This is a genomic window from Klebsiella pneumoniae subsp. pneumoniae HS11286 (assembly GCF_000240185.1).
Lineage (GTDB): Bacteria > Pseudomonadota > Gammaproteobacteria > Enterobacterales > Enterobacteriaceae > Klebsiella > Klebsiella pneumoniae.
Genome location: NC_016845.1, coordinates 294873 through 308483, shown reverse-complemented (window position 1 = coordinate 308483; position 13611 = coordinate 294873). Strand labels below are relative to the sequence as shown.

The 13611-nt window shown below is 58.0% G+C and carries 12 protein-coding genes; 4 read left to right on the top strand and 8 right to left on the bottom strand.

What is annotated here, in order from left to right:
- The first annotated feature begins 41 nt into the window (after positions 1-41).
- On the top strand, positions 42-191 hold the full coding sequence (locus KPHS_02680) for a hypothetical protein (RefSeq protein YP_005224568.1): 150 nt from the start codon (positions 42-44) through the stop codon (positions 189-191).
- Between the two features lie 19 nt (positions 192-210).
- Here the strand turns inward: KPHS_02680 and KPHS_02670 are convergent, their stop codons facing one another.
- The 3 genes from KPHS_02670 to KPHS_02650 form a co-directional block, all read right to left on the bottom strand.
- On the bottom strand, positions 211-1527 hold the full coding sequence (locus KPHS_02670; RefSeq protein YP_005224567.1) for a DNA-damage-inducible protein F: 1317 nt from the start codon (positions 1525-1527) through the stop codon (positions 211-213).
- A gap of 69 nt (positions 1528-1596) precedes the next feature.
- Positions 1597-2205, bottom strand: a complete 609-nt coding sequence (locus KPHS_02660; protein ID YP_005224566.1) for a LexA repressor — start codon at positions 2203-2205, stop codon at positions 1597-1599.
- Between the two features lie 122 nt (positions 2206-2327).
- Positions 2328-2696: a diacylglycerol kinase gene (locus KPHS_02650; RefSeq protein ID YP_005224565.1), complete on the bottom strand. Its 369-nt coding sequence runs from the start codon at positions 2694-2696 to the stop codon at positions 2328-2330.
- A 128-nt stretch (positions 2697-2824) separates the two neighbouring features.
- Here KPHS_02650 and KPHS_02640 point away from each other — a divergent pair, with 128 nt between their 5' ends.
- Positions 2825-5248, top strand: coding sequence for a glycerol-3-phosphate acyltransferase (locus KPHS_02640; RefSeq protein ID YP_005224564.1), 2424 nt, complete (start codon positions 2825-2827; stop codon positions 5246-5248).
- Positions 5249-5296: 48 nt separating this feature from the next.
- Here the strand turns inward: KPHS_02640 and KPHS_02630 are convergent, their stop codons facing one another.
- From KPHS_02630 to KPHS_02590, 5 genes are all read right to left on the bottom strand, one after another.
- Positions 5297-6163, bottom strand: coding sequence for a 4-hydroxybenzoate octaprenyltransferase (locus KPHS_02630; protein YP_005224563.1), 867 nt, complete (start codon positions 6161-6163; stop codon positions 5297-5299).
- A gap of 12 nt (positions 6164-6175) precedes the next feature.
- The gene (locus KPHS_02620) at positions 6176-6673 is read right to left on the bottom strand and encodes a chorismate pyruvate lyase (RefSeq protein YP_005224562.1); all 498 of its coding nucleotides are present in this window, start codon (positions 6671-6673) and stop codon (positions 6176-6178) included.
- A 187-nt stretch (positions 6674-6860) separates the two neighbouring features.
- On the bottom strand, positions 6861-7784 hold the full coding sequence (locus tag KPHS_02610; protein ID YP_005224561.1) for a maltose operon periplasmic: 924 nt from the start codon (positions 7782-7784) through the stop codon (positions 6861-6863).
- A gap of 114 nt (positions 7785-7898) precedes the next feature.
- Positions 7899-9188: a maltoporin gene (locus tag KPHS_02600; RefSeq protein ID YP_005224560.1), complete on the bottom strand. Its 1290-nt coding sequence runs from the start codon at positions 9186-9188 to the stop codon at positions 7899-7901.
- 83 nt (positions 9189-9271) lie between these two features.
- Positions 9272-10381, bottom strand: coding sequence for a maltose/maltodextrin transporter ATP-binding protein (locus KPHS_02590; protein ID YP_005224559.1), 1110 nt, complete (start codon positions 10379-10381; stop codon positions 9272-9274).
- A 370-nt stretch (positions 10382-10751) separates the two neighbouring features.
- Between KPHS_02590 and KPHS_02580 the strand changes: the two genes are divergently transcribed.
- Together KPHS_02580 and KPHS_02570 are read left to right on the top strand one after the other, a co-directional pair.
- Positions 10752-11942 carry a maltose ABC transporter periplasmic protein gene (locus KPHS_02580; protein YP_005224558.1) on the top strand — a complete coding sequence of 397 codons (1191 nt, stop codon included), beginning with the start codon at positions 10752-10754 and terminating at the stop codon, positions 11940-11942.
- 117 nt (positions 11943-12059) lie between these two features.
- Positions 12060-13604 carry a maltose transporter membrane protein gene (locus KPHS_02570; protein ID YP_005224557.1) on the top strand — a complete coding sequence of 515 codons (1545 nt, stop codon included), beginning with the start codon at positions 12060-12062 and terminating at the stop codon, positions 13602-13604.
- Positions 13605-13611: the final 7 nt, after the last annotated feature.

Sequence of the window (13611 nt, the reverse complement as noted above, 5' to 3'; positions counted from 1 at the left end):
GTTTACAGCCCGTTTTGTGCCGGACATGGTATTAACTATAGATGAGAATGCTGGCGTCGATTCGTTATTCGGAATTTTTAACCATCGCACCGCGGGATAACGCGAAGAGGATGTTCCCGGCTTGCGCCACGCTGAGCCGGGCTATTGAATCGCCCTGTAAGCGTAGCGCGACCGGGGAAGGTCACGGCTAACGGCAATGACGGGAGATGACTAACTAAACCATGTGCCGCGTCGCCAGTGACGACGCCAGATCAGCGCCAGCGACAGGCCGCGCAGGGCGAGGAACACCGCCAGCGCCAGCCACAGACCATGGTTGCCAAGCACCGGTAGCGTAAGCAGCGTCACGGCAAACCCCGCCGCGGCGACCGCCATACTGTTCCTCATCTCAGCGCCGCGCGTCGCGCCGATAAACATGCCGTCCAGCAGATAGCACCAGACGCCGACCACCGGCAGGATCGTCTGCCAGATCAGATAGCGATCGGCCAGCTGCTGCAGGGAAGGCAGTGAGGTTAACAACGCGATAATGTACTGCCCCGCCAGGCTGTAAATCAGGGCAAACGCCAGCGCCACCATGCCGGACTGCCGGCAGGCCGCCCGCCACACCTCCAGCAACTGGCTACCGTCGCGCGCGCCGTAGGCCTGGCCGGAGTGAGCCTCCACGGCATAGGCAAAGCCATCCAGCGCGTAGGCGGTAAAGGTCAGCATGGTCATCAGTACGGCGTTAACCGCCACGATGTCGCTGCCCAGACGGGCGCCGAATACGGTCAGCGCGCCAAAGCACAGCTGCAGCAGCAGCGAGCGCAGCATGATGTCCCGATTCAACGCCAATAAACGGCGCAGATCCCCGCGCCAGGCGTTTTTCAGCATCGCCAGCGACACGCCGCGCAGCGTCAGCACCCGCTTCGCCATCAGCAGGCCAATAATGAGGGTGGCGTACTCCGCGGTGACCGTGGCCAGCGCCGCTCCCTGGACGTTCATTCGCAGGCCCATCACCAGCCACAGATCGAGCACAATATTCAACAGATTACCCACCACCAGCAGAATAACCGGCGCCCGGGCGTACTGGACGCCCAGCAGCCAGCCGAGCAGCACCAGGTTGGCCAGCGAGGCGGGGGCGCTGAGCCAGCGAATTTCGAGAAACCGTCTCGCCTGCTCAAGCACCGCCTCGCTGCCGCCGACAATATGTAGAGCGAGGTCAATTAGCGGCAGGCGAAGCAGGATAATCAGCACCCCGGCGCCCAGCGCCAGGGCCAGCGGCTGCACCAGCGCCCGCGCCAGGCGCTGCGGATCTTTGGCGCCCCAGGCCTGAGCGGTGAGCCCGGTGGTGCTCATGCGCAGGAACAGCAGCAGCATGAAGAGGAAACTGGTGGCCGTCGCCCCGACCGCTACGCCGCCGAGGTATACCGGGCTGTCCAGGTGGCCGATCACCGCCGTATCCACCAGCCCCAGCAGCGGGACGGTGATGTTGGAGAAAATCATAGGGAGGGCAAGACGCCACAGCGCTTTATCGGCAGCGTTGAGCAGCATGTTTGAGGACCTGATTGAGGAAAAACGTCGCAGCGTCACGCAACAGATGACGCTGCGCAGAGGCAGGCGCTACAGCCATTCTCCATTACGGATCACGCCAACGGCCAGACCCTCAATGGTAAAACTCTGCTGGCGCAGATCGACGACGATCGGGGAAAACTCGCTGTTTTCCGGCAACAGTTCAACGACATTGCCCTGCTTTTTCAGACGCTTCACCGTCACTTCTTCATCGATACGCGCGACAACCACCTGACCGTTACGCACATCCTGGGTTTTGTGGACCGCCAGCAAATCGCCATCCAGAATACCGATGTCTTTCATCGACATCCCACTGACGCGCAGCAGGAAATCGGCGTTGGGCTTAAACATCGACGGGTCGACCTGATAGTGGCCTTCAATATGCTGCTGCGCCAGCAGCGGCTCACCGGCGGCGACGCGACCGATCAGCGGCAGGCCTTGCTCTTCTTCCGTCAGCAGGCGAATACCGCGAGAAGCGCCGGAGACGATCTCGATCGCGCCTTTACGCGCCAGCGCTTTCAGGTGTTCTTCCGCCGCGTTTGGGGAACGGAACCCCAAGCGCTGAGCAATTTCCGCACGCGTCGGCGGCATGCCCGTCTGGCTGATATGATCCCTAATGAGATCAAACACCTCTTGCTGCCTGGTCGTTAACGCTTTCATTCCGCCCCCTGGGTGTATATACAGTTATGCTGTGAGTATATACAGCTAACGGTGATTTTGGAACCACATGGCACACAAAAATCGGCGGATTGTTCATATTTTGCGAGGGTTAGCGAAGAACGTTAGTGATAATGACTCCACAGCAGCGTTCCCCAGGTGATCAGCGCGATGATAATCGCCAGCAGAACCGCCGCCGACCCCATATCTTTGGCGCGCCCTGAAAGCTCGTGAAAATCCGAGCCGATACGGTCCACAACCGCTTCAATCGCGCTGTTGAGAATTTCGACTATCATCACTAGCAGGACCGAGCCAATCAGCAATACGCGGGTGATGGCGTCGACGTCCAGCCAGCAGGCTACCGCGACGGCCACGATAGCGGCGACGCCTTCCTGACGAAACGCAGCCTCGTTGATCCACGCCGCGCGAAATCCTTTCCAGGAGTAACCTGCCGCCTTAATGATCCGGGTTAACCCGGTGGTATTATTGGCCATCACAAAACCTTTTTACGTAAATGACGTCGATGAGTGTGCGCGTTTGCCGCGTGGTAACGGAAATTTTGCCCACTTTCTGTTATTCTTGCCGCGCATTTGCATGATTAACCAGAGGCTTCACATCGTTTATGTCCGGCTGGCAACGAATTTACTATAAATTACTGAATTTACCATTACAGGTGCTGGTAAAAAGCAAGTCTATTCCGGCAGAGCCTGCCCAGGAATTAGGACTCGATACCTCGCGTCCGGTCATGTACGTCCTGCCCTATAATTCGAAGGCGGACCTGCTGACGCTGCGCGCCCAATGCCTGGCGCATGATTTACCTGACCCGCTTGAACCGCTGGAAATCGACGGCGCCCTGCTGCCGCGTTACGTATTCATCCACGGTGGGCCGCGCGTATTTACTTATTACACGCCAAAAGAAGAGTCCATCAAGCTGTTCCACGATTACCTCGATCTGCACCGCAACCATCCGGACCTCGATGTGCAAATGGTGCCGGTTTCGGTCATGTTCGGCCGTTCGCCGGGTCGCGAGAAAGGAGAAGTCAATCCGCCGCTGCGGATGCTGAACGGCATTCAGAAATTTTTCGCCGTCTCCTGGCTCGGCCGCGACAGCTTCGTGCGCTTCTCGCCGTCCGTTTCGCTGCGCCGCATGGCGGATGAGCACGGTACCGATAAGATCATCGCCCAGAAGCTGGCTCGCGTCGCTCGCATGCATTTTGCCCGCCAGCGGCTGGCCGCCGTCGGCCCGCGTCTGCCGGCCCGCCAGGATCTGTTTAATAAACTGCTGGCCTCGAAAGCGATTGCCCGCGCGGTGGAAGACGAAGCGCGCAGCAAGAAAATTTCGCACGAGAAGGCACAGCAGAACGCTATCGCGCTGATGGAAGAGATTGCGGCGAACTTCTCATACGAGATGATCCGCCTGACCGACCGCATTCTCGGCTTCACCTGGAACCGCCTGTACCAGGGTATCAACGTGCATAACGCCGAGCGCGTACGCCAGCTGGCGCACGACGGCCATGAAATTGTCTATGTCCCCTGCCACCGCAGCCACATGGACTATCTGCTGCTCTCCTACGTCCTGTACCATCAGGGGCTGGTCCCTCCGCATATCGCGGCGGGCATCAACCTCAACTTCTGGCCGGCCGGGCCGATCTTCCGCCGCCTCGGCGCCTTCTTTATTCGCCGCACCTTTAAGGGCAACAAACTCTATTCCACCGTGTTCCGCGAATACCTTGGCGAACTGTTCAGCCGCGGCTATTCCGTGGAGTATTTCGTCGAAGGCGGCCGCTCCCGTACCGGCCGCCTGCTCGATCCGAAGACCGGTACGCTGTCGATGACCATCCAGGCGATGCTGCGCGGCGGAACCCGACCGATCACCCTGGTGCCGATTTACATCGGCTATGAGCACGTGATGGAGGTAGGAACCTACGCCAAAGAGCTGCGCGGCGCCACTAAAGAGAAAGAGAGTCTGCCGCAGATGGTGCGTGGCTTGAGCAAGCTGCGCAACCTGGGCCAGGGTTACGTTAACTTCGGCGAACCGCTGCCGCTGATGACCTATCTTAACCAGCATGTGCCGGATTGGCGGGAAGCGATCGACCCGATCGAAGCGGTTCGCCCCTCCTGGCTGACGCCGACGGTGAATAGCATCGCCGCTGACCTGATGGTGCGCATCAATAACGCCGGCGCGGCCAACGCCATGAACCTGTGCTGTACGGCGCTACTGGCCTCCCGCCAGCGTTCGCTGACCCGTGAGCAGCTCACCCAGCAGTTAGAGTGCTACCTCGCGCTGCTGCGCAATGTGCCCTATTCTCCGGATGCGACCGCCCCATCCGCTTCAGCCAGCGAGCTCATCGATCATGCACTGCAGATGAACAAGTTCGAAGTGGAGAAGGACACCATTGGCGACATCATCATCCTGCCGCGCGAGCAGGCGGTGCTGATGACCTACTATCGCAACAATATCACCCATATGCTGGTGATGCCGTCGCTGTTAGCCGCTCTGGTGACTCAGCATCGTCATCTCAGCCGCGCCGAAGTGCTGCGTCATGTGGAAACACTCTATCCGTTCCTCAAGGCCGAGCTGTTCCTGCGCTGGGAAAAAGCGGAGCTGGCCGGAGTGGTGGATGCGCTGATTGCCGAGATGCTGCGTCAGGAGCTGATCGTCGTCGATGGCGATGTCATGAGCCTCAACCCGTCGCACTCTCGCTCCCTGCAGCTGCTGGCCGCTGGCGCCCGCGAGACGCTGCAGCGCTATGCCATCACCTTCTGGCTGCTGAGCGCTAACCCGGCGATCAACCGCAGCTCGCTGGAAAAAGAGAGTCGCACCGTGGCCCAGCGTCTGTCGGTGCTACACGGCATCAATGCGCCGGAGTTCTTCGACAAAGCGGTGTTCAGCACCCTGGTGTTGACCCTGCGCGATGAAGGCTATATCAGCGACACCGGCGACGCCGAGCCGGAAGAGACCCTGAAGGTTTATCGGATGCTGGCGGACTTGATTACGTCGGATGTCCGACTGACCATTGAGAGCGTCACGCAGGACGACGCGTAACGCGGCGTTTGCTGCCCCCCGGAATGCCGGGGGGCAGCGGACAGGAGGTTACAGGTAGCTCATCGCCAGGCCGAGGAACAGCACCAGCCCGACGTAGTTATTGTTCATAAACGCTTTGAAGCAGTTATCGCGGTCGCGATTGAAGATAAGCTTCTGCTGCCAGCCAAACAGACCCGCCGCCACGAACAGCGACCAGTAATATTCCCAGCCCAGCCCATTCAGCCAACCCACCGCGCCCATCAGCGCCAGTACGGCCACCTGCAGGATACCGATAATCAGACGATCGTTTTCGCCAAACAGGATCGCCGTCGACTTGATGCCGATCTTAACGTCGTCATCGCGATCCACCATCGCATACTGGGTATCGTAGGCCACCGCCCACAGAATATTGGCGAGGAACATCAGCCAGCAGCTCAGCGGCAGCGATTCGCTGACGGCCGAGAAGGCCATCGGGATCGACCAGCCAAAGGCCGCGCCCAGCACCACCTGCGGCAGATGAGTGTAGCGCTTCATAAACGGATAGACCCACGCCAGCGCCAGCGCCGCCACCGACAGCAGAATGGTCATGGTGTTGAGGGTGAGCACCAACAGGAAAGAGAGCAGCACCAGCACGATAAACAGCGTTCGCGCCTCTTTCTCGGTAACATCGCCGCTCGGCAGCGGACGGCGGGCGGTACGCTTTACGTGACCATCAAATTTTCGGTCGGCATAGTCATTCACCACGCAGCCGGCGGCGCGCATCAGCCAGACGCCGGCGACGAATACCGCCAGGATCCACAGCGGCGGGACGCCCGGCGAGGCCACCCATAGCGCCCACAGCGTCGGCCACAGCAGCAGCAAAGCGCCGATCGGTTTGTCAGTGCGCATCAGGCGATGAAACGCCAACAGCTTATTCTGCGACAGACTCCACTCCATTTTTTCTTCCTCTTAGTACAACGGCGACGCAGGCAAAAAAAGCTCGGTCAGCAGCAGGGGTTTGCCGCTCAGCCGCAGGCGGGAACGACGCCCCCACAGCGCTGCATCGCGACCAATTTCAATAAAATCGCGGGTTAATGTCGACGACGTAAACAGGTATCGGCCCAGCGGAGTTTGCCCGAGCTGCTGTAGCGCCAGCTCCGGACCACACAGCGTCGACTCCGGCGCCACCGTGCGCCCGGCCAGCCAGGGCTCGCCATCGGCATTGAGTATAATCTCCCGCAGCCAGTAGCGCGGCTCGTCGGGCAGCAGCGCCGCTTCGTCAGTCAGCGCGTCACGGCCGATATACCCTTCGTTAACCAGGGTCACGGTGACCTGCTTTCCTTGTTGTTCAAAGCGCTGGGTCATTGAGTCCTCCAGCAGCAGCCAGTCACTTAGCGGCGGCGGCAGGGATGGCATAACGGCAAAATAGCGCAGCGCACGCAGTCGCGTAAGCGCAGGATGGGACATGCCTGATTCTCCGGTACATAACGTGAAAGCATTGTATCGCAGAATAGGCGGTTGGTGGCGGGCAAACGTCAATATACGATCATTCACGCAACAGCCATGCAACAGGCTGCCGCGCGTGCAAAAAAAGGTGCATCCCGGAGGATGCACCTAAAGGCTGTGCCTAAACATCAGCATTGTGGGGAGACGATTACCCCTTGCCTTTTACACTGCTGATAAAGGTGGAACGAGCGGATTTCGAGCCGAGGCGCTCAGCTTCGTTCATCAATTTCAGGGCTTTGTCGATGTCACCTTGTTTCACCGCCTGCTTAATACCATTGTTGAAGTAGGTTTCGGTATCGCTGAGCATCGGCTCGCTTTTGGCGGCCGGCGCCGCGGCGGCGGCTGGCGCGGCTACCGGCGCCGCGGTGTTGCCGACGGTTACCGGACCCGGGCCGGAAGAGCCGAACAGCGGCCCCACCAGCACGCTGGAAGTGCTATTAGTTTTCACTTTCAGCTTCAGCACGCCATCGGTGGTATGTTTAGCGATCGGATCCGGGATATCCGGGGCCGCATTGCCAGCGCCTTTGGCATAGGCTTTCGCCGGATCCAGCAGGGTCGTGGTCTGCTGGAGATCTTTTTCAGTGGTAAACACCAGCACATAGAGCTTTTGCTGGCCCAGCGCCGGGGTCAGGCGCATCACGCCGCCCAGGCGGTCAGCGGTCATCACGCCCGGCTGCTGATAGGTAAAGTAATTGCTGGGGAAGAACGCCGCGGGCGTCATGTTCTGGTCGAGAATCAGCACGTTCGGCGCAAAAATCTGCTTATGTTTGTTCAGTTCGCTGTCGAGCGTCAGGGTCAGCTCACCGATATTGGCCGGCACGCTCCAGGCGGCGACCGGTCCGACGATCCCCGGGACATCCAGGCGTTGACCGCCGGTAGTTAAATCAACGCTCTGCGTCTTTGATTGATCGGCAGGCGTCCAGATCAGCTGCTGCAGCGCGCTGGCTGGAATAGCCGGCGCGGCGCTGGTGTTCTGCGGTACAAAGTTAACATCGGCAAGGCTCATCCCCGGCACGCATGCCAACATCCCTGCGGATAAACACAGAGCGACGAGAGTTTTCTTCATTTTCATTCTTCTCACCTTGGATAGCATCGGTTTAGCGGTAGCCAGGCAATAGCGCGCTAACCCTGAATAATCAGGAGGGGCTGACGCCCCTCCCAGGTTACACCCGTCCTGCGGACGGTATTACCACCACACTTCCATCTGGGCACCGAAGGTAACTTCGCTGTCGTCACCGCGGCTGGAGGTGAAAGCGCCGCTTCCGCTGCTGTCTTTCGTCTGCAGACCGGAGGTGTTGCTGTAGCCCCAGTTTTCATCCCACTTCGCGTAGGTTGCGAAGATACGGATAGCCGGACGAGACCAGACGCTGTTGCCTGCCTGCCACTGTTGAGCCAGAGTAATTTTGTACTGGTTGTTGTTTTCGCTGGTACGCTGGGATTTCACGTTGTCGTAACCGATTTCCAGCTGGGTGCTCATGATCGGCGTCCATTTGTACATCGGACGGACACCCACGGTGTACCAGGTAGAACCGTTCTTGCTGTCCAGATCCACGTCCTGGTACATTGCCACGTACATCAGGCCCCAGTCATCGTTGAAGTCCATCGCGCCGTGATCCAGAACGCGGATCATGCTGCCGTTGTTATCGATGCTGGTCCCCTGAGAGTGGCCGCTGTTCCAGGAGGTCATTGCGTCAGTGGCGTACTGAACCACAAACTTGTTGAAGCCGCCCCAGATAGACTGAGTATGTTCACCGGTCCACATCCAGCCGTCTTTCGACGCGCCGTCTTCCAGGCGATAGTCATCCTGCGGGTTAGCACGGTCGTAATCGACCCCTAACTCCAGCACGCCGCCCGGGTTGGTTTCCAGACCCGCCAGACGGATATCAAAGACGTCGTTGGCAGTTTTCGCAGCATATTTTTTGGTGTCATCGCTGGAGAAAGTATAAGAGCCGCCGCTTTCTGAGTTACGGGTAGCGGCCAGAGAGAGCTTACCGAAGCCAAGGTCAACGTTTTCCAGACCTGCACCCGGGCCGGAGATATCCCAGTAGTAGAAGTCGATCATGTGAACGTCATGACGCTGATAGAAGCGTTTACCCGCCCACAGCGTGGAGCCCGGCAGCCAGTCGATCAGGTTTTTACCCTGGATGTTGGCTTCACGGAACGCCGGAGAGGTGCTTTCCCAGTCATCTTCCTGATTCACGGAATAGGCAACGTTAGTATCGAAATAAAAACTCTTATCCCCTTCCTTCCACAGCTCCTGGCCCAGCTTCAGTTCCGCATAGGTTTCACATTCGTTACCAAGACGGTATTTACTTTGAGCGCCGGTTGCTTTGAAGCACTGTTGCTCGCCGCCGCTGCCGGTCCAGCCAATGCCGGAACGCGCGTAGCCATGGAAATCGACAGCCAGCGCCTGAGCAGACATCACGCCTGCTGCGACGGCGACCGCCAGAGGAAGTTTGCGCAGAGTAATCATCATTCTATCTCCTGAGATCATTGCTTTTCTTTGCACGCTTCGCCGGTATATCGCCAGCCGGGTTCGCGCTTTTTTAATGGGAAGCCTTACACGCCCGGCTCTTTATGCAGCCGACGACAAGCGGTGCCATCCTCACGGAATAAATGGCAACGTTCTGGCGGCAAACCGATAGCGAATGTGGCTCCCTCTTCTACCAACACCACGTCGTTCTGGCGGTAAACCAGGTTCTGACGGATGGCGGGGATCTGGATATGAATTTGCGTTTCGTGACCGAGCTGTTCGACGACCTGGACCTCGCCTTCAAGGGTTACATCGGCGATATCGCTGGGCAATAAATGCTCCGGTCGAATACCTAAGGACATATTGGCGCCCGCCTGCACGTTGGCGCTGTCCACCGGTAGCCAGATTTGCTGACGGTTCGGCAGTTCAACCTGCACCTGATCGATAGCCGTCGCGGTGACTTTGACCGGCAGGAAGTTCATCTTCGGTGAACCAATGAAGCCGGCAACGAAGCGGTCAGCCGGATAGTGATAGAGCTCCAGCGGTTTCCCAACCTGCGCCACACGGCCGGCGTCGAGGACCACGATCTTGTCGGCGAGGGTCATCGCTTCCACCTGATCGTGGGTGACATAGATCATGGTGCGGCCCAGTCGCTTATGCAGACGGGAGATTTCGATACGCATCTGGACGCGCAGGGCGGCATCGAGGTTGGAAAGCGGCTCATCCAGCAGGAAAACGCTTGGCTCTGCCACCAGCGTACGACCAATCGCCACGCGCTGGCGCTGACCGCCGGAGAGGGCTTTCGGTTTACGCTCCAGCAGATGGGCCAGCTGCAGCACTTCCGCAACCTGAGTCACCCGCTGGTTAATCAGATCTTTTTTCGCGCCGGCCAGCTTCAGGCCAAACGACATATTTTCCGCAACGGAAAGGTGGGGATAGAGTGCATAAGACTGGAATACCATCCCAACGCCGCGTTCTGCCGGTGGGATCTCGTTCATGCGGGTGTCACCGATAAACAGGTCCCCGCTGGTAATAGTTTCTAACCCGGCAATCATACGCAGCAGGGTAGATTTGCCGCAGCCCGATGGCCCGACAAACACGACGAATTCCCCTTCGTGGATATCGAGATTGATATCTTTCGATACCACCACGTCACCCCAGGCTTTCGTTACATTTCGCAGCTGTACGCTCGCCATGCCCTTCTCCCTTCGTTACAACCTGTCACTAACAGTCACATTCAAGATGGGTCGACTATGCGGCATTCATTACGCAGGTAAATCCTCCACCCCCCGGCTTTTTTATGGGGGAGGAGATGGGAGGATGAGAGATTGGCTCTCGCCGCGGGGGATGGCGGGCGGAGCGTGATTTCGTGATGGAGGCGACAAAATTGGGCGCTTTTTTCTGTGCTCCAGGACGCAATACGGCCGTTTTTGCAATGGAGATCACACAACCAGCGGGTGGGGCGTAGACCTGGGGAGGATGGAAAGGGGTTGTTAAAAAAGGAAACTCATCATCGTTAAGCCACCGAAGTGTATCCACGAGTACAACACCAAAAAGGACGGGTATATGAAAATCAAAACTGGCGCTCGCATCCTCGCGCTGTCGGCACTGACCACGATGATGTTTTCCGCCTCTGCCCTCGCAAAAATTGAAGAAGGTAAGCTGGTTATCTGGATTAACGGCGACAAAGGCTACAACGGCCTCGCTGAAGTGGGTAAAAAGTTTGAAAAAGACACCGGCATTAAAGTTTCCGTAGAACACCCGGACAAGCTGGAAGAGAAATTCCCGCAGGTTGCGGCGACCGGCGACGGCCCAGACATCATCTTCTGGGCGCATGACCGTTTCGGCGGCTACGCGCAGTCGGGCCTGCTGGCGGAAATCACCCCGGACAAAGCGTTCCAGGACAAACTCTATCCGTTCACCTGGGATGCGGTTCGCTATAACGGCAAACTGATCGCCTACCCGATCGCAGTCGAAGCCCTGTCCCTGATTTACAACAAAGACCTGGTGCCGAACCCGCCGAAGACCTGGGAAGAGATCCCGGCGCTGGATAAAGAACTGAAAGCGAAAGGTAAGAGCGCGCTAATGTTCAACCTGCAGGAACCGTACTTCACCTGGCCGCTGATCGCTGCCGACGGCGGATACGCGTTCAAGTTTGAAAACGGCAAGTACGATGTGAAAGACGTCGGCGTGGACAGCGCAGGCGCGAAAGCGGGCCTGACCTTCCTGGTTGACCTGATCAAGAACAAGCACATGAATGCCGACACCGACTACTCCATCGCGGAAGCGGCCTTCAACAAAGGCGAAACCGCGATGACCATCAACGGTCCGTGGGCGTGGTCTAACATCGATAAGAGCAAGGTTAACTACGGCGTGACCCTGCTGCCAACCTTTAAAGGCAAACCATCGAAACCGTTCGTTGGCGTGCTGAGCGCGGGGATCAACGCCGCCAGCCCGAACAAAGAGCTGGCCAAAGAGTTCCTCGAAAACTACCTGATGACCGATCAGGGTCTGGAAGCCGTTAACAACGACAAACCGCTGGGTGCCGTGGCGCTGAAATCCTTCCAGGAAAAACTGGAAAAAGATCCGCGCATCGCTGCCACCATGGCGAACGCCCAGAAAGGCGAAATCATGCCTAACATCCCGCAGATGTCTGCCTTCTGGTATGCCGTTCGTACCGCGGTTATCAACGCCGCCAGCGGTCGCCAGACTGTCGATGCTGCGCTGAAAGATGCACAGAGCCGTATCACTAAGTAAGAAAACGGCGGGTGGCGCGTGCGCCTACCCGCCCTACCACTACGGCTCGGACCGTAGGTCAGGTAAGCGAAGCGCCACCTGACAAATAAGTTTTCACCGCTGTAGAGGATGATCCCCATGGATGCCGTTAAAAAGAGACACTGGTGGCAAAGCCCGCAACTCACATGGTCTGTGATTGGCTTACTGTGCCTGCTGGTGGGTTACCTTGTTGTTTTGATGTACGCCCAGGGGGAGTACCTGTTCGCCATCATGACGCTGATTTTAAGCTCAGTTGGCCTGTATATTTTCGCTAATCGCAAGGCTTATGCCTGGCGCTATGTTTATCCCGGCCTCGCCGGCATGGGCCTGTTTGTCCTGTTTCCGCTGATCTGCACTATCGCTATCGCGTTTACCAACTACAGTAGCACCAACCAGCTGACCTTTGAGCGTGCGCAGCAGGTGCTGATGGATCGTTCCTTCCAGGCCGGCAAAGCCTATAATTTCACGCTGATCCCTGCGGGTGACGAGTGGAAGCTGGCGCTGACCGACGGCGAAAGCGGTAAAAACTACCTTTCTGACGCCTTTAAATTTGGCGGCGAGCAGAAGCTGGCGTTAAAAGAAACCGACGCCCTGCCGGAAGGCGAGCGCGCCAACCTGCGCGTGATTACCCAGAATCGCACCGCGCTGAACCAGCTGACCGCTGTGCTGCCGGATGACAGCAAAGTCATCATGAGCTCCCTGCGCCAGTTCTCCGGTACCCAGCCTCTGTATACCCTCGGCGAAGACGGGGTACTGACCAACAATCAGACCCACGTTAAATACCGCCCGAACAACGACGTCGGCTTCTACCAGTCAATTAACGCCGACGGCAGCTGGGGCAATGAGAAGCTGAGCCCGGGCTACACTGTGACTATCGGCTGGGACAACTTTACCCGCGTCTTCCACGATGAAGGCATTCAGAAACCGTTCTTCGCGATCTTCGTCTGGACGGTGGTGTTCTCGGTGCTGACCGTGGTGCTGACCGTCGCGGTGGGGATGATCCTCGCCTGCCTGGTGCAGTGGGAAGCGCTGAAAGGCAAAGCGATTTATCGCGTCCTGCTGATTCTGCCGTACGCCGTACCGTCGTTTATTTCGATTCTGATTTTCAAAGGGCTGTTCAACCAGAGCTTTGGTGAAATCAACATGATGCTCAGCACGCTGTTCGGCATTAAGCCGGCCTGGTTTAGCGACCCGACCACCGCGCGCACCATGATCATCATCGTCAACACCTGGCTGGGCTACCCGTACATGATGATCCTGTGCATGGGGCTGCTGAAGGCGATTCCGGACGATCTGTACGAAGCGTCGGCAATGGATGGCGCCGGCCCGTTCCAGAACTTCTTTAAAATTACCTTCCCGCTGCTGATTAAGCCGCTAACGCCGCTGATGATCGCCAGCTTCGCCTTTAACTTTAACAACTTCGTCCTGATTCAATTGTTGACCAACGGCGGTCCGGACCGTCTCGGCACCACCACCCCGGCCGGTTATACCGACCTGCTGGTGAGCTACACCTATCGCATCGCCTTTGAAGGCGGCGGCGGTCAGGACTTCGGCCTGGCGGCGGCTATCGCAACGCTTATCTTCCTGCTGGTTGGCGCGTTAGCGATTGTGAATCTGAAAGCCACGCGCATGAAGTTTGATTAAGGGAGAT

What these genes read in the sequence shown, in the direction of transcription:
- KPHS_02620 (YP_005224562.1), bottom strand. Translation starts at nt 6,673, where the DNA reads ATGTCCCATCCTGCGCTTACGCGACTGCGTGCGCTGCGCTATTTTGCC.
- KPHS_02590 (YP_005224559.1), bottom strand. Translation starts at nt 10,381, where the DNA reads ATGGCGAGCGTACAGCTGCGAAATGTAACGAAAGCCTGGGGTGACGTG.
- KPHS_02670 (YP_005224567.1), bottom strand. Translation starts at nt 1,527, where the DNA reads ATGCTGCTCAACGCTGCCGATAAAGCGCTGTGGCGTCTTGCCCTCCCT.
- KPHS_02650 (YP_005224565.1), bottom strand. Translation starts at nt 2,696, where the DNA reads ATGGCCAATAATACCACCGGGTTAACCCGGATCATTAAGGCGGCAGGT.
- KPHS_02600 (YP_005224560.1), bottom strand. Translation starts at nt 9,188, where the DNA reads ATGATGATTACTCTGCGCAAACTTCCTCTGGCGGTCGCCGTCGCAGCA.
- KPHS_02570 (YP_005224557.1), top strand. Translation starts at nt 12,060, where the DNA reads ATGGATGCCGTTAAAAAGAGACACTGGTGGCAAAGCCCGCAACTCACA.
- KPHS_02680 (YP_005224568.1), top strand. Translation starts at nt 42, where the DNA reads ATGAGAATGCTGGCGTCGATTCGTTATTCGGAATTTTTAACCATCGCA.
- KPHS_02660 (YP_005224566.1), bottom strand. Translation starts at nt 2,205, where the DNA reads ATGAAAGCGTTAACGACCAGGCAGCAAGAGGTGTTTGATCTCATTAGG.
- KPHS_02630 (YP_005224563.1), bottom strand. Translation starts at nt 6,163, where the DNA reads ATGGAGTGGAGTCTGTCGCAGAATAAGCTGTTGGCGTTTCATCGCCTG.
- KPHS_02580 (YP_005224558.1), top strand. Translation starts at nt 10,752, where the DNA reads ATGAAAATCAAAACTGGCGCTCGCATCCTCGCGCTGTCGGCACTGACC.
- KPHS_02640 (YP_005224564.1), top strand. Translation starts at nt 2,825, where the DNA reads ATGTCCGGCTGGCAACGAATTTACTATAAATTACTGAATTTACCATTA.
- KPHS_02610 (YP_005224561.1), bottom strand. Translation starts at nt 7,784, where the DNA reads ATGAAAATGAAGAAAACTCTCGTCGCTCTGTGTTTATCCGCAGGGATG.